At 60.6% G+C, this 15043-nt stretch carries 12 protein-coding genes; 9 read left to right on the top strand and 3 right to left on the bottom strand.

Annotation, left to right across the window (positions count from 1 at the left end):
* The first annotated feature begins 164 nt into the window (after window positions 1-164).
* The 5 genes from HU727_RS19585 to HU727_RS19565 all read left to right on the top strand — a co-directional run bounded on the left by HU727_RS19585 (window position 165) and on the right by HU727_RS19565 (window position 4524).
* Complete coding sequence (locus HU727_RS19585; protein WP_186533957.1) at window positions 165-962, top strand: MetQ/NlpA family ABC transporter substrate-binding protein; 798 nt, start codon at window positions 165-167, stop codon at window positions 960-962.
* Between the two features lie 608 nt (window positions 963-1570).
* The gene (locus HU727_RS19580; RefSeq protein WP_186533956.1) at window positions 1571-2236 is read left to right on the top strand and encodes an amino acid ABC transporter permease; all 666 of its coding nucleotides are present in this window, start codon (window positions 1571-1573) and stop codon (window positions 2234-2236) included.
* A complete protein-coding gene (locus HU727_RS19575; RefSeq protein WP_186533955.1) occupies window positions 2217-2876 on the top strand; it encodes an amino acid ABC transporter permease in 660 nt (219 codons plus the stop codon). The genes HU727_RS19580 and HU727_RS19575 overlap by 20 nt, the downstream gene beginning before the upstream one ends.
* Window positions 2873-3655 carry an amino acid ABC transporter ATP-binding protein gene (locus tag HU727_RS19570; RefSeq protein ID WP_186533954.1) on the top strand — a complete coding sequence of 261 codons (783 nt, stop codon included), beginning with the start codon at window positions 2873-2875 and terminating at the stop codon, window positions 3653-3655. Before HU727_RS19575 ends, HU727_RS19570 begins: the two co-directional genes overlap by 4 nt.
* Window positions 3652-4524, top strand: coding sequence for a transporter substrate-binding domain-containing protein (locus HU727_RS19565; protein WP_186533953.1), 873 nt, complete (start codon window positions 3652-3654; stop codon window positions 4522-4524). Before HU727_RS19570 ends, HU727_RS19565 begins: the two co-directional genes overlap by 4 nt.
* A gap of 166 nt (window positions 4525-4690) precedes the next feature.
* On the opposite strand, the gene HU727_RS19560 is transcribed toward HU727_RS19565, so the two are convergent.
* Window positions 4691-5851, bottom strand: coding sequence for an AAA family ATPase (locus HU727_RS19560; protein WP_186533952.1), 1161 nt, complete (start codon window positions 5849-5851; stop codon window positions 4691-4693).
* 145 nt (window positions 5852-5996) lie between these two features.
* Here HU727_RS19560 and HU727_RS19555 point away from each other — a divergent pair, with 145 nt between their 5' ends.
* The 4 genes from HU727_RS19555 (at window position 5997) to HU727_RS19540 (ending at window position 13561) form a co-directional block, all read left to right on the top strand.
* Window positions 5997-7100, top strand: a complete 1104-nt coding sequence (locus HU727_RS19555; RefSeq protein WP_186533951.1) for an efflux RND transporter periplasmic adaptor subunit — start codon at window positions 5997-5999, stop codon at window positions 7098-7100.
* Window positions 7097-8161, top strand: a complete 1065-nt coding sequence (locus HU727_RS19550) for an efflux RND transporter periplasmic adaptor subunit (RefSeq protein WP_186533950.1) — start codon at window positions 7097-7099, stop codon at window positions 8159-8161. Before HU727_RS19555 ends, HU727_RS19550 begins: the two co-directional genes overlap by 4 nt.
* Entirely contained in the window at window positions 8158-11220 is a 3063-nt protein-coding gene (locus HU727_RS19545; protein ID WP_186533949.1) for an efflux RND transporter permease subunit, read from the top strand. Before HU727_RS19550 ends, HU727_RS19545 begins: the two co-directional genes overlap by 4 nt.
* Before the next feature lie 88 nt (window positions 11221-11308).
* Window positions 11309-13561, top strand: coding sequence for a glycoside hydrolase (locus HU727_RS19540; protein ID WP_217847138.1), 2253 nt, complete (start codon window positions 11309-11311; stop codon window positions 13559-13561).
* A 1-nt stretch (window position 13562) separates the two neighbouring features.
* On the opposite strand, the gene HU727_RS19535 is transcribed toward HU727_RS19540, so the two are convergent.
* Window positions 13563-14189 (bottom strand): class I SAM-dependent methyltransferase, encoded by a 627-nt coding sequence (locus tag HU727_RS19535; protein WP_186534437.1) that lies wholly within the window; start codon window positions 14187-14189, stop codon window positions 13563-13565.
* Between the two features lie 107 nt (window positions 14190-14296).
* Complete coding sequence (locus HU727_RS19530) at window positions 14297-14653, bottom strand: DUF6124 family protein (RefSeq protein WP_186534438.1); 357 nt, start codon at window positions 14651-14653, stop codon at window positions 14297-14299.
* Between the last annotated feature and the right edge of the window lie 390 nt (window positions 14654-15043).

Genomic DNA, 15043 nt, shown 5'->3' with positions numbered 1-15043 from the left:
TATTTCGCGGGTGCGAACAAAATGGAATATAGAGCTGAACAAACGTTATTGTCAGGGAATAAAAAATCCGGGTATTGTCCGCCTCACGCCAGCGATATCACTTCACTGGCACACGTATTAATGCCGTCGTCGATGACGACCGTGATTTTCGATAAGGACACTGCATGAAAAAGGTTCTGTTGTTTACCGCATTGGCGGCTGCTCTGACGGCTTCTTTCGCAAACGCCGGCGAGAAACTGGTGGTTGCCGCGACGCCGGTGCCACACGCGGAAATTCTTGAGCTGATCAAACCGACCCTGGCCAAAGAAGGCGTGGACCTGGAAATCAAGGTCTTTACCGACTACGTGCAGCCGAACGTACAAGTCGGCGAGAAGCGTCTGGACGCCAACTACTTCCAGACCCTGCCGTACCTGAACAGCTTCAACCAGGGCAAATACAAGGACGACAAATCGAAGTACCTGGTGACCGTGCAAGGCGTACACGTTGAACCGTTCGGTGGTTACTCGAGCAAGTACAAAACCCTGGCTGAACTGCCGGACGGCGCGACCATCGCCATCCCGAACGAAGGCAGCAACAGCGGCCGCGCTTTGATCCTGCTGCAGAAAGCCGGCCTGATCGAGCTGAAAGATCCGAAGAACGCACTGGCGACCCCAAAGGACATCGCCAAGAACCCGCGCAACTTCAAGTTCAAGGAACTGGAATCGGCGCTGCTGCCACGCGTGTTGAAAGAAGTTGATCTGGACATGATCAACACCAACTACGCGCTGGAAGCCAAGTTGAACCCCCAGAAGGACGCCCTGGTGATCGAAGGCGCCGACTCGCCGTACGTGAACTTCCTGGTGGCCCGCGAGGACAACAAGAACAGCGAAGCGATCCAGAAACTGGCCAAGGCGCTGACCAGCCCGGAAGTGAAAGCATTTATCGAGAAGAAGTACAGCGGCGCGGTATTGCCGGCGTTCTGATTTGACCTAAACCTGCAAGATGTGAAAACGCCGATGGCCAGCGATGGTCATCGGCGTTTTTGTTCGTGCAAAGAAAAGATCGCAGCCTTCGGCAGCTCCTACAGGAGGCCGCATTCCTCCTGTGTTGATCTTTCCCACGCTCTGCGTGGGAATGCCTCATCGGACGCTCCGCGTTCGGCTCTGGAAGGGACGCGGAGCGTCCCGGGCTGCATTCCCACGCAGAGCGTGGGAACGATCAGGTTAAGCCGGATAGGTCTTCAGCGCGCGGCGCAATGCCATGAGCAGTTTTACGATGTCCTGCGGGTCCAGCGGTGCCTTGATATCAGCCATTTCTCTCTTCCTTGTGATGGTTTGGCCAGAGTCTGGCCAAAAGCTGTTCGTCCTTGGAGGGCTTTCGTGAAAAAAAGATACTTCCTACAGCGCAAAGAAAAATAGCCTTCTTATTCCTTCCCGGCAAACCCGCAAGATAGTTTTTTGGGAGATATCAATATGCTTTAACGGTATTTAAATTCTCATTTTTATACCTATAAAGTCAGTTCCTGCCGGACTGCTACCCGCTGTCCATGGATTGCATCACCGCCACTCACCGAGCGGCGTCAGGACGCTTCATGACTTTCGATTACGCTTTTATCCTCAGCACCCTGCCGGCATTTCTCAAAGCCGTGGGGGTGACGCTGCAAGTGGGAGTCATCGCTATAGGCACCTCGCTGATGGTGGCCCTGCTCAATGCAACGATTCTTGTGTTTCGCACGCCCTACCTGCGAAAACTGGTCGGCCTTTATGTAGAGCTGGCCCGCAACACGCCGCTGCTGATTCAGCTGTTTTTCGTCTACTTCGCTTTGCCGGCGCTGGGCATCAAGGTCTCCGGATTCACAGCGGCGATCATCACCATGACTTTTCTCGGCGGCGCTTACCTCACCGAAGTGCTGCGCGCCGGCGTGGAGGCGGTGCCACAAGCGCAACTGGAATCGGGCCGTTCCATCGGCCTGTCCCACGGCCAGTTGCTGCGCTACGTGATCCTGCCGCAAGCCGGGATTCTCAGCCTGCCGTCGCTGTTTGCCAATTTCATCTTCCTGCTCAAGGAGACCACGGTGGTCTCGGCAGTGGCGGTGCCGGAAATCCTCTACACGACCAAGAGCTACATCGCGCTCTATTACAAAACCTACGAAATGCTCGCCGTGCTGACGCTGATCTGCGTGCTGCTGTTTCTGCCGCTGTCGCTGCTGCTCAGCCGTCTGGAAAGGAGGCTCCAGCATGGCCAGTTCGGGTCTTGAATTGCTCTGGGTGTCGTTGCCGCAACTGGCCAAAGGCGCCGGGCAAACCTTGTCGATCTCTTTTTTGAGCATTGCCATCAGCACCGTTGGCGGCGTGCTTTACGGTGTGCTGCGAACGCTTAATGTGACGTGGCTTGATCTGATACTGCGAATTTATCTGGAGCTGTTCCGGGCGATCCCGGTGCTGGTCTGGTTGTACCTGCTGTTTTTCGGCCTGCCGATTTTCTTCGGCCTGAGCCTGCCGAGCTTCTGGTGCGCGGTGCTGGTGTTGTCGCTGTGGGGCGCCAGCGAAGTCGGCGAAGTGGCGCGCGGCGCCTTGCATTCGTTGCCTCGCGGGCAGCGTGAGGCAGGTTTGTCGATCGGCTTGAACTCCCCGCAACTGTTCGGCTACGTGCTGCTGCCGCAAGCACTCAAACGCATGACGCCACCGACCATCAACGTCTACACGCGAATCATCAAGACCAGCTCGCTGGCGGTGCTGATCGGCGTCGTCGATGTGATCAAGGTCGGCCAGCAGATCATTGAGCGCACCTATGAATCGGTGCTGATTTACGGCGCGCTGTTCCTGTTTTTCTTTTTCATCTGCTACCCGTTATCGGCCGCTTCGCGCGTGCTGGAACGGCGCTGGACGCAAGCATGAGCGTACTGATCGAGTTTCACGGTTTCAACAAATTCTTCGGCGAACAGCAGGTACTCAACGGTATCGACCTGCAAGTGCGCAGTGGCGAAGTCATTGTGATTCTGGGCCCGAGCGGCTGCGGTAAAAGTACCTTGCTGCGCTGCCTCAATGGTCTGGAAGTGGCCCACAGCGGCAGCCTGAAATTTGCCGGGCGCGAGTTGCTCGACAAAGCCACCGACTGGCGCGAAGTGCGTCAGCAGATCGGCATGGTCTTCCAGAGCTACCACCTTTTCCCGCACATGAGCGTGCTCGACAATCTGCTGCTCGGCCCGCTCAAGGTGCAGAAGCGCCAGCGCGGCGAAGCGCAACGGCAGGCTGAAGCCCTGCTTGCGCGCGTCGGTCTGGCGGACAAGCGCGATGCGTTTCCACGCCAGCTCTCCGGCGGTCAGCAGCAACGCATCGCCATCGTCCGTTCGCTGTGCATGAACCCAACGGTCATGCTCTTCGACGAAGTCACCGCTGCCCTTGACCCGGAGATGGTCAAGGAAGTGCTGCAAGTGATTCAGGGTCTGGCCCGCGAAGGCATGACCCTGCTGATCGTCACCCACGAAATGGCCTTCGCCCGAGCGGTGGCCGACCGCATCGTGTTCATGGATGCAGGGCGCATCCTTGAACAGACCCCGCCCGAGATTTTCTTTACGAACCCGCAAACCGCACGCGCGCAGCAGTTCCTGGAGAAGTTCTCCTTCGTTGCCACATTGCCCGAAACGAATCCGACAAAGGAACTGGAACTGTTATGAAAACTGCCGCTTTTTTACTGCCCCTGCTCAGCCTCGCCCTTCTTGCCGGTTGCGGTAAAACCGAAGAAGCGCCCAAGCCCAAAGTCGCCAGCGAAAGCGCGGCGCCGGCCGGTTATCTGGACAAGATCAAGGCCCGCGACAAACTGATCGTCGGCGTCTTCACCGACAAGCCACCGTTTGGATTTGTCGACGAGGCCGGCCGTTACGTGGGCTTCGATACCGACATCGGTCGGCGTTTCGCCAAGGATTTGCTCGGCGATGAAAACAAGGTCGAGTTCGTCGCGGTGGAACCGGCCAGCCGGATACCTTTCCTGCAGAGCGACAAGGTCGACCTTATCCTCGCCAACATGACCGTCACCCCGGAGCGCAAGGAAGCGGTGGACTTTACCAATCCGAACCTCAAGGTCGCGGTGCAGGCGCTGGTGCCGCAGGGTAGTCCTGTGAAAAAGCTGGAGGATCTGGCGACGCGCACCACCATCGTGACCACCGGCACCACGGCCGATATCTGGCTGACCAAAAACCACCCGGACTGGAAGTTGCTCAAGTTCGAGAAGAACTCCGAGTCGTTGCAAGCCCTGGCCAATGGACGTGGCGATGCCTATGCGCAGGACAATCTGGTGCTGTTCAGCTGGGCGAAGCAGAACCCGGGCTATCGCGTGCTGGAGGAGAAACTCGGTGCAGAAGCGCCGATCGCGCCGGCGGTGAAGAAGGGCAATATCGAATTGCGTGACTGGGTGAACAGCGAGCTGGCCAGGTTGGGCGAGGAGAAATACCTGCTCAAGTTGTATGACCAATACGTGCGTAAAGAGCTGAGTGATGACACCCGGCCCGAGAGCGTGATTGTTGAGGGTGGGAAGTGGCAGGGATAGGCCTGTGATCTTGCCCGCGCCCAGGTGAATGCCTCGTCGGCAGATCCGTGTCCGGCTTTGGATTGGAACGCGAAGCGTCGCGGGCTGCGTTCCCACGCAGAGCGTGGGAACGATCAATCGCTACGACTGTGGGAGCGAGCCTGCTCGCGAATGCTTCAGTCACCGCTTAGTCCGGCCAATGCCACGCCGGCTCATCCAGCACTCTCTGCCCGACAATCCCGGTCTGCCCCAGCGTCTTTTCCAGCACGATGCAATTGCAGTCCGGGTCTTCCTGCAGCGCCGAGATCAATCGCCGCGCATGGGACACCACCCACACCTGACATTGTTCCGAGGCGCGGATGATCAACCGTGCCAGCGCCAGCAGCAGGTCCGGGTGCAGGCTGGTTTCCGGCTCGTTCAGCACCATCAGCGTTGGCGGTCTGGGTGTCAGCAGCGCCGCCACCAGCAGCAGATAGCGCAAGGTGCCGTCCGACAACTCGGCTGCCGATAACGGCCGCAACAAGCCTTCCTGGAAGAACTCGATAGCAAAGCGGCCACCGGCCAGTGGCGCAATATTCAGCCGGGCCCCGGGGAACGCATCGCTGATTGCCGTCCGCAAGGCTTCCGGGTCGCCGATTTCGATAATCGTCTGCAAGGCGGCCGCCAGATCCCGGCCGTCGTGGTGCAGCACCGGCGTGCGCGTGCCCAGTTGCGGTTGGCGCACCGGGGCGTCGGCATCGCTGCGAAAGTGATCGTAGAAGCGCCAGCGGCGGATGAATTCGCGCATCTGGAACACTTCCGGGGAGCTGCGCAGGCTGCCGACCTGATCGAACAGGCTGTCGAAGTTCGGCGTGTGTTGCGCCAGCACATCCCAGCCGCGCCCTTCGCGGGCGCGAATCATCGGGCCGTTGCGGTCGACCAGCAGGCTCGCCGGGCGGAACACGGGGCCGGCCCAGATGCATTCACGCTTGATTTCCGGATCGAGGGAAAAATACGAACGGCTCGGCTCCGGCAGGCCCAGGCCGATGGCATAGCTGAAATCCTCCCCGGCAAAGCCCAGTCGCAAACGCCTCACGCCCTGGCGCACGGTTGGCTCGATCGCCACTTCGCCGTTGCGCATGCGGCGGCTGATAGTTTCCGGCCCGGCCCAGAAAGTCGAATCGAGCCCGCCTTCGCGTGCCAGCGCATTGACCACCCCGCCCTGTGCGGTTTCCGCCAGCAGGCGCAGGGCGCGGTAGAGGTTGGACTTGCCGCTGCCATTGGGGCCGGTGATCAGGTTCAGACGCCCGAGCGGTATCACCAGTTTGTTGATCGAGCGGTAATTGGCCACCGCCAGGGTGTTGAGCATGAAGATCCCTCTGCGCTACGCCGAAAACCCTCGCAGGATACTCCTGCAGAGATAAATCACCCAATCGTGAGGCAACGGTGGAACCCTGTTCTAAGCTCTGAAGTCGTATCGTCTCGATATCAGCAGTTAAGCCCAAGGAGTGTGCATGGCGGGTCCCGGATTGAAAGTGCTGATGGCCTTGAGCGCCATGGCGTTGCTCACTGCTTGCGGCGACAAGAAACCTGCCGAGCAATACTTGCCTCGGGTCTTCGTGCAGGAGGTCAAACCCGAGCAATACGCCGCAGCGGTAACGCTTACCGGGGACGTGCAGGCGCGGGTGCAGACGCAGTTGTCGTTCCGCGTCGGCGGCAAGATCATCCAGCGCATGGTCGACGTCGGCGACCGCGTTACGGCCCGACAGGTGCTGGCGAAACTCGATCCGAAGGATTTGCAGACCAACGTCGACTCCGCCCAGGCTCAGGTTGTGGCCGAACAGGCCCGCGTGAAGCAAGCGGCGGCGGCTTTCGTGCGTCAGCAGAAATTGCTGCCCAAGGGCTATACCAGCCAGAGCGAATACGATTCGGCGCAAGCGGCGCTGCGCAGCAGCCAGAGCGCACTGAGCGCGGCGCAGGCGCAACTGGCCAACGCCAAGGACCAGCTCAGCTACACCTCGCTGATCGCTGATGCGCCCGGCGTGATCACCGAACGCCAGGCCGAAGTCGGCCAGGTGGTGCAGGCCACGGCGCCGATTTTCAGCCTCGCCCGTGATGGCGACCGTGACGCCGTGTTCAACGTGTACGAATCGCTGCTGGCCGAGCGGCCGTCGGATCGTTCGATCGTGGTCAGCCTGCTCGACAACCCGCAAATCAAAACCACCGGCACCGTGCGTGAAATCACCCCCTCGGTGTCGGCGCAATCCGGCACCGTGCAGGTCAAGGTCAGCCTCGACAAACTGCCGCCGGGCATGCAGCTCGGTTCGGTGGTCAGCGCCACCGCCAAAGGCTCCGGCAAATCGGCAGTGGAACTGCCGTGGTCGGCGCTGACAAAAAACATCAGCGATCCGGCGGTGTGGCTGGTCGATGACAAAGGCGAGGCGCAATTGCACACGGTCACGGTCGGCCGTTACCTGACCGGCAAAGTGATCATCAGCGAAGGCCTCAAGGGCGGCGAAAAAGTCATTGTCGCTGGCGGCCAGTTGCTGCACCCCGGCATGAAAGTCGAGATTGCCGAAAACACCTACAAGGATCTGCAACCGGGAGCGCAGCCATGAAGCGTCTCGGTCTGTTGTGCGCGGCGATGATGCTGGTCGCCTGCTCGGAAAAGGAAGCGCCGCCGGAACCGGTGCGGCCGGTGCTGTCGGTCACGGTCAAAGCACTGAACGAAGAAAGCCTCGGTCGTTTTGCCGGGAGCATTCAGGCGCGCTACGAGAGCAATACCGGATTTCGCGTCGGTGGACGCATCGCCCGACGTAACGTCGATGTAGGCGCCGAGGTGCAGAAGGGCACCTTGCTCGCGACGCTCGACCCGTCCGACCAGCAGAATCAGTTGCGCTCGGCCCAGGGCGATCTGGCGAGAATCCAGGCGCAACTGATCAACGCCCAGGCCAACGCACGGCGCCAGCAAGCGCTGTTCGATCGCGGCGTCGGGGCGCAGGCGCAACTGGACGTCGCCACTACCGACCTGAAAACCACCCAGGCCTCGCTCGATCAGGCGCGGGCGGCGGTCAGCCAAAGCAAGGATCAACTGAGTTACACCGAGCTGCGCGCCGATCACAAGGCCGTCGTCACTGCGTGGAACGCCGAGGCCGGGCAAGTGGTGACGGCGGGGCAGCAAGTCGTGACGCTGGCGCAACCGGACATCAAGGAAGCGGTGATCGATCTGCCCGATACGCTGGTCGATCAGTTGCCCAGTGATGTGGTGTTTTCGGTGGCCGCGCAACTCGACCCGAGCATCAACACCACGGCGATCATCCGCGAAATCGAGCCCCAGGCACAAAGCGCCACGCGCACCCGACGCGCGCGCCTGAGCCTGGCCGAAACGCCGGACGGTTTCCGCCTCGGCACGGCCATCAGCGTGACCCTCAGTTCGGCGATCAAACCGCGCCTCGAATTACCGCTCACCGCGCTGCAGGAAGTCGATGGCAAATCGCGGATCTGGGTAATCGACACCCAGAGCAAAACCGTAAGCCCGCGCGACGTCACGGTCATCAGCCGCACTGAACACAGCGTGGTGCTGGCCGGCGGCGTAGAAAACGGCGAGCGCGTGGTCAGCGCCGGCGTCAACAGTCTCAAACCCGGACAATCGGTAAAACTTGACGAGGACAGTCAATGAAAGGCTCTTTCAACCTCTCCGAATGGGCCCTCAAGCACCAGTCTTTCGTTTGGTACCTGATGTTCGTCGGGCTACTGATGGGCGTGTTTTCCTATTTCAATCTTGGCCGCGAAGAAGACCCGTCGTTCACCATCAAGACCATGGTGATCCAGACTAAATGGCCCGGCGCGACTCAGGACGAAACCCTCAAACAGGTTACCGACCGCATCGAGAAAAAACTCGAAGAGCTCGACTCCCTCGACTACGTGAAAAGCTACACGCGCCCCGGCGAATCGACGGTGTACGTGTACCTGCGCGACACCACCAGCGCCAAGGACATCCCGGAAATCTGGTACCAGGTGCGCAAGAAGATCGACGACATTCGTGGGCAGTTTCCTCAAGGGATTCAAGGGCCGGGATTCAACGATGAGTTCGGTGACGTCTTTGGCTCGGTCTACGCCTTCACCGCCGACGGCCTGACCATGCGCCAGTTGCGCGATTACGTGGAACAGGCCCGCGCCGAAATCCGCAACGTGCCGGGGCTGGGCAAGATCGAAATGGTCGGCCAGCAGGACGAAACGATTTACCTGAATTTCTCGACGCGCAAACTTGCCGCGCTGGGTATCGACCAGCGTCAGGTGGTGCAGAGCCTGCAATCGCAGAACGCGGTGACCCCGGCCGGGGTGATCGAGGCGGGGCCGGAACGGATTTCCGTGCGCACCTCGGGTCAGTTCGAGTCGGAGAAGGACCTGGCCGAGGTCAATCTCAAGCTCAACGACCGCTTCTATCGTCTGGCCGACATCGCCGAAATCAGCCGCGGTTACGTCGATCCGGCGACACCGGAGTTCCGCTTCGACGGCAAACCGGCCATCGGCCTGGCGATCGCCATGCGCAAGGGCGGCAACGTCCAGGAATTCGGCAAGGCCCTGCACGCGCGTATCGACCAGCTCACGGCGGACTTGCCGGTGGGCGTCGGCGTGCACACCGTTTCCGATCAGGCCGTGGTGGTGGAAGAAGCCGTCGGCGGCTTCACCAGCGCCTTGTTCGAGGCGGTGATCATTGTGCTGGTGGTGAGTTTCATCAGCCTCGGCGTGCGCGCCGGTCTGGTGGTGGCCTGCTCGATTCCGCTGGTGCTGGCGATGGTGTTTGTGTTCATGGAATACAGCGGCATCACCATGCAGCGGATTTCCCTCGGCGCGCTGATCATCGCCCTCGGCCTGCTGGTGGACGACGCGATGATCACCGTGGAGATGATGGTCACACGTCTGGAAATGGGTGAAAGCAAAGAGCAGGCGGCGACGTTCGCCTACACCTCGACGGCGTTTCCGATGCTCACCGGTACTCTGGTGACCGTCGCCGGTTTCGTGCCCATCGGCCTCAACGCCAGCTCGGCCGGCGAGTACACCTACACGCTGTTCGCAGTGATTGCCGTAGCAATGATCGTGTCATGGGTGGTGGCGGTGTTCTTCGCGCCGGTGATCGGTGTGCACATTCTCAGCGCCAATGTGAAGCCGCACGCTGCCGAGCCGGGTCGCGTCGGTCGCGCTTTCAACGGTGGCCTGCTGTGGGCCATGCGCAACCGCTGGTGGGCCATCGGCATCACCGTGCTGCTTTTTGTGTTGTCGGTGTTTTGCATGCGCTTTGTGCAGAATCAGTTCTTCCCGGCCTCGGACCGTCCGGAAATCCTCGTCGACCTTAATCTGCCGCAAAACGCCTCGATCGACGAAACCCGCAAGGCGGTGGACAAGCTCGAAGCAACGCTCAAGGGCGACCCGGACATCGTGCGCTGGAGCACTTATATCGGTCAGGGCGCGATCCGCTTCTACCTGCCGCTCGACCAGCAATTGCAGAACCCGTACTACGCGCAACTGGTGATCGTGAGCAAAGACTTCGAAGCCCGCGAGGCGTTGAGCCAGCGTTTGCGCGAGCGCCTGCACAAAGACTTCGTCGGCATCGGCAGTTATGTGCAAGCGCTGGAAATGGGTCCGCCGGTGGGGCGTCCGATCCAGTACCGGGTCAGTGGCAAGGATGTCGATCAAGTACGCCGACACGCCATCGATCTGGCGACCGAGCTGGACAAGAACCCGCACATCGGCGAGATCATTTACGACTGGAACGAGCCGGGCAAGGTCCTGCGCATCGACATCGCCCAAGACAAGGCCCGGCAACTCGGGCTGTCGTCCGAAGACGTGGCGAACCTGATGAACAGCATCGTCAGCGGCTCGCCGTTGACTCAGGTCGATGATGATATCTACCTCATCAACGTGGTTGGTCGGGCTGTGGATTCCGAACGTGGAACGCCGGAAACTTTGCAAAACCTGCAGATTGTCACCCCGAGCGGCACATCGATTCCGCTGCTGGCGTTTGCCACCGTGCGCTATGAACTGGAACAGCCGCTGGTGTGGCGTCGCGACCGCTTGCCGACCATCACCATCAAAGCCTCGGTGCGCGACGAGATTCAGCCGACTGATCTGGTGAAACTGCTCAAACCGACGATTGACGCTTTTGGGGATAAATTGCCGGTCGGCTACAAGGTCGCCACCGGCGGTACGGTGGAGGAAAGCGGCAAGGCCCAGGGGCCGATTGCCAAGGTGTTGCCGTTGATGCTGTTCCTGATGGCGACGTTCCTGATGATCCAGTTGCACAGCGTGCAGAAGATGTTCCTGGTGGCCAGTGTCGCGCCGCTGGGACTGATCGGCGTGGTGCTGGCGCTGGTGCCGACCGGCACGCCGATGGGCTTTGTGGCGATTCTGGGGATTCTGGCGCTGATCGGCATCATCATCCGCAACTCGGTGATTCTGGTGACCCAGATCGACGAATTCGAACAGAAAGGCTATGCGCCGTGGGACGCGGTGGTTGAAGCGACCGAACACCGGCGCCGGCCGATCCTGCTGACCGCGGCGGCGGCGAGCATGGGCATGATCCCGATCGCCCGGGAAGTGTTCTGGGGGCCGATGGCTTACGCGATGATTGGCGGGATTGTGGTGGCGACGTTGCTGACGCTGCTGTTCCTGCCTGCGCTTTATGTGGCCTGGTACAAGATTCGCGAGCCGCAAAAGGACGAAAAAGCCGCGCAATAAGGGCGACCTTCGATCTTTGGGAAGGGTCTGACTTACAGCCAGGGTGGATTGCGTTAACGTCCCTGCTCCATTCGAGGAGGGACGCCTGATGTCGACTGTTTCCGGTTGGTTGCGCGGATTGTTGCTGGTGGCTGGCTTGAGCCTGTCGCCGGCAGTGCCGGCCGATGTGTTGCTGGAGAACGATCTGTGGCGAGTGAAGGTCGATCCCGCAACGCTGGCGGTGCGCGTAGAAGCTGCCGGCCAGGCACCGGTGCAAGCCTCGGCCGGCGTGCTGCGGCATAAGGTCAGTGGTTTGATCAGGCGCGGCAACCGTGTCGATTGGCAATGGGATGATGGGAGTTGGGCGCTCAACGTCAATCTTGATCAGCATGATCTGACGTTCTCCATCACCGCCCGTGCGCCCTCGGAACTGGAGTTCCTGCATCAGCCCGCCAGCGCAATGGGCAGCGCGCTGATCTGGCCGCTTGCCGAAGGGCGCTACGTGCCGCGTGGTGATCCGGTCTGGCAGAAATTCCTGACGACGCAAGGCGCGCTCAATACCACTCAGGATTTGAGCCTGCCGCTGTGGGGAATGGAACACCCGGGTTTCAGCCTGCACTGGCTGCTGACCAACCCTTATAACAATCAGTTGCGCTTCCAGGCGTCGGGCGACGCTTTGGTGTTGTCGGCCCGGCATCGTTTCACATCGCTTGAACCCTCAAAACCCATGACCTTCAGCCTGTTTCTTGGTGCCGCCGATCCGTTGGCCGGTGCCAGGCGCTACAAGCAGTGGCTGCTCGACAACGGTCAGTATGAAACCCTGCGCGACAAGCTCATGAAAACCGCGCAGGGCGACAGGCTGCCGGGTGCCCCGCATGTTTATCTCTGGGGCAATGACCTGCTGGGGCCGGACGATGTGCGTAACTGGCCGCTGCTGCTGGCACGGTTGCGCGGTCCGGGGCCACTGATCAGCGAGCTGCGCGCGGCGATGGATCGCGAAGCACTGCAGTTGATCGCGAACAAGACGTTGCTCAATGGCTATCAACGCACGGTGCTGTTGCGAAGTCTCAACCGGGCGCTGAATACGCAGGCGCGTAAAACCTGGCAGGCGCGCACGGTGCCGGACATGCAGGCACTGGTGAACGGTTACGCCGAGGTGCGGGCGCGACTGGCCGTTGCCTTGGCGGATGCGCTGACACCTGATCCCTCGCGTTGGGGCAGCACGTTGTCAGGCCGGACCATTGAGCGATTACAGGACGCCGGGTTGTCGCGTTTGTGGCTGGGACTTGGTGAGGGATGGGAGGGCGGGCTCTGGCACCCGGAAGCGGTTCGCGCCGCTGTCGATGCGGGGTATTTGATCGCCCCGTATGACTCTTACGAAACGGCGCTGCGCGCTGACGAAAACCCGGACTGGACCACTGCGCATCTCGGCGACCGGGCCAATACCGAGTGCGCGATTGTGCTGGAAAGCGGTGCGCTGAAAAGCGGGTTTCAGCAATCCGGTCACTACACCGATCCGCGATGTGTACGTCCTTTGCTTGAACAGCGCATCGGTGCGATTCAGAAAACCGCCGGTTTCAATAGCTGGTTTCTCGATGCTTATGCCACTGGCATGCTGTTCGACAGTTATCACCCCGCCGCGCCGATGACCCAGGCGCAAAATGCCGAGGGCAATATCGCTGCATCACGCTGGATCAATGAAGTACTGCGACTGCCGAGCGGCTCCGAGGATGGCAACGCGACCACCGCTCGGGGTGTGCTGTTTGCCCACGGCATGCAGACGCCGGTCATCGGCTGGGGCGATGCCGATATGAAACAGCCAGGCGAATCGGACTTTTTCGTTGGCCGGTGGTATCCACCGGAGCAGCCGGCGGTGTTCTTCAAACCGACGCGGTTGAAGGCTGACTACCGACGCGTCCACTTCGATCCCGCCCGCCGTTTGCCGCTGTATCAGGCGGTGTTTCACGGTTCGGTCATCACGACCCATCACTGGTTGTTCGATAGCCTGAAGTTGAGCAACGTGCGGGTGGAAAACGAACTCAGTCAGTTGCTCTACAACGTGCCGCCGCTGTATCACCTGAGCGCGGCGAGTCTTGAACAGCGATTGCCACTGATCGTGCGTCAGGATCAGTTCTTTGGGCCGCTACACGAGCGGCTGGCGACGCAGGCGCTGACAGCCTTCGATTGGTTGAGCGAGGATCGTCAGGTCCAGCAGACGACTTTTGCCGACGGCACGCGACTGGTGGCCAATTTCGACGCCGCGCCACGCGAGTCGCTCGGCCAGACCCTGCCGGGACAAAGCATCACCGCTCTGTTGCCGGACGGCAGCGTCAGCCGCTATCAAATACCGGCGGTGCCCTGACTCATACTTTGCGCCAGACACTCGCGAGCCACGGCTGTTGCTCGCGCGGCAGTCCGGCGGGCCGGTAGTAATGCTCCAGCTCGACAAACCCCGCCGTCGTCAGTAGCCCGCGCCAGGCTTCGAGGTCGTGATACGCGCCGTAACGCGGCCCGTTCCAGCCCTCCTGGTTATCTCCGCGTGGATTGGAGCTGAACAGCACGCCACCGGGCTTCAAGGTGCCGTGCAATTGCTCAAGCACACGCGGCAATTCCTGCAACGGCACATGAAACAGCACCGCGTTGGCGAAGACGCCGTCGAAGCGCTCGGCCGGCAGGTCAAGTTTCAGAAAGTCCTGCTGCCAGACCTCGCAACCGCTGTCCTCCCGGGCCATGCGCGCAAATTCCTGCGAGCCGTCGAGGCCGACTGCGACGTGGCCCATGCGCGTAAACGTTTGCAGGTCCCGCCCCGGCCCGCAGCCAAAATCGAGAATGGTCAACGGCGGCTCACCTTGAATGTGGCGCAGCAAGACTTCGATATTCTGGCTGACATCGTGATCGCGGGTGCCTTCACGGAAGTCCTCGGCCACCGAATTGTAATGGCCCAGGGTCGTGGCGGTGATCTGTTCGAGGTCGTCGGGCGTCTGCTTCATCATCAGTGCTGTTTTTGGCGGAGGAGAGGGCGGACTATAAGCTTTTTCGCCGGCAAAAAAACGCCGCCTGCGCTGGCGCCAGCGAAGGCGGCGATGGATGCCTGGCTTCAGTTCTGCTTCATCCCCAGGCAATCGATCGAGCGGTCCATCATCGCCTTGGCCATCTCCAGCAAATGCCAGGCCGAGAACATCATGGCGCGGTCCGCGCCCCCGAGCTGGTCGCCACACTGATGCACGGTGACCGACGCACAGCGCAGCAGATCCGCGACATACAACTGGGCGTCCTCCAGCGTGACATCTTCACTGATGCTGTAGACGCGCTTTTGCCCCGCGATCGTGTCCTGATTGCCGGCCAGATGAGAGTCAACGGCACGGCAGAGTGCTGAGCGATCCTTGAGCAGGTCCTCGGTGAAACGCTTGCTCGAAGTGAGGCTGAGTGGCGTATCGGTATTGTTTTTTTCCATGGGTAAACTCCTGACATCAAGTGGGAGCCAACCATTTCGCGACTAAACGAGCAGGGCGGCGGCTGCACGCAGATTAGCCGTCGGCCGCCGGATATCGGCGCACCCGAAAGTGCCCTGCGCGCAGCCAACATTCGGACAGCTGAAACCTCTGCCGAGGATAGGCCTGACTGCTCGCCCAGCGAATCCGGACAACTGAATCCGGTCACCGCAAAACAGTGACGTCTGGAGATTAGCTACACGATATTTCGGGTACAAGCGGGCAAATTATTTTAGGAATCGTCCTGCAAACCCGCATGGTTCGGGCTGGTGAAACGATAAAATCCGCGTAGGAAGCATCTGGTTTTTACGAAAGGCACTGCCTGAATTCTTGCGGTCACGCGCGCCTGATTG

The sequence above is a fragment of the Pseudomonas khorasanensis genome (assembly GCF_014268505.2).
Taxonomy (GTDB): domain Bacteria; phylum Pseudomonadota; class Gammaproteobacteria; order Pseudomonadales; family Pseudomonadaceae; genus Aquipseudomonas; species Aquipseudomonas khorasanensis.
The sequence above is the reverse complement of the archived record's forward strand: the minus strand, read 5'-3'. Positions and strand labels throughout refer to the sequence as shown.

What these genes read in the sequence shown, in the direction of transcription:
- HU727_RS19565 (WP_186533953.1), top strand. Translation starts at nt 3,652, where the DNA reads ATGAAAACTGCCGCTTTTTTACTGCCCCTGCTCAGCCTCGCCCTTCTT.
- HU727_RS19550 (WP_186533950.1), top strand. Translation starts at nt 7,097, where the DNA reads ATGAAGCGTCTCGGTCTGTTGTGCGCGGCGATGATGCTGGTCGCCTGC.
- HU727_RS19570 (WP_186533954.1), top strand. Translation starts at nt 2,873, where the DNA reads ATGAGCGTACTGATCGAGTTTCACGGTTTCAACAAATTCTTCGGCGAA.
- HU727_RS19575 (WP_186533955.1), top strand. Translation starts at nt 2,217, where the DNA reads ATGGCCAGTTCGGGTCTTGAATTGCTCTGGGTGTCGTTGCCGCAACTG.
- HU727_RS19585 (WP_186533957.1), top strand. Translation starts at nt 165, where the DNA reads ATGAAAAAGGTTCTGTTGTTTACCGCATTGGCGGCTGCTCTGACGGCT.
- HU727_RS19580 (WP_186533956.1), top strand. Translation starts at nt 1,571, where the DNA reads ATGACTTTCGATTACGCTTTTATCCTCAGCACCCTGCCGGCATTTCTC.
- HU727_RS19540 (WP_217847138.1), top strand. Translation starts at nt 11,309, where the DNA reads ATGTCGACTGTTTCCGGTTGGTTGCGCGGATTGTTGCTGGTGGCTGGC.
- HU727_RS19530 (WP_186534438.1), bottom strand. Translation starts at nt 14,653, where the DNA reads ATGGAAAAAAACAATACCGATACGCCACTCAGCCTCACTTCGAGCAAG.
- HU727_RS19560 (WP_186533952.1), bottom strand. Translation starts at nt 5,851, where the DNA reads ATGCTCAACACCCTGGCGGTGGCCAATTACCGCTCGATCAACAAACTG.
- HU727_RS19535 (WP_186534437.1), bottom strand. Translation starts at nt 14,189, where the DNA reads ATGAAGCAGACGCCCGACGACCTCGAACAGATCACCGCCACGACCCTG.
- HU727_RS19545 (WP_186533949.1), top strand. Translation starts at nt 8,158, where the DNA reads ATGAAAGGCTCTTTCAACCTCTCCGAATGGGCCCTCAAGCACCAGTCT.
- HU727_RS19555 (WP_186533951.1), top strand. Translation starts at nt 5,997, where the DNA reads ATGGCGGGTCCCGGATTGAAAGTGCTGATGGCCTTGAGCGCCATGGCG.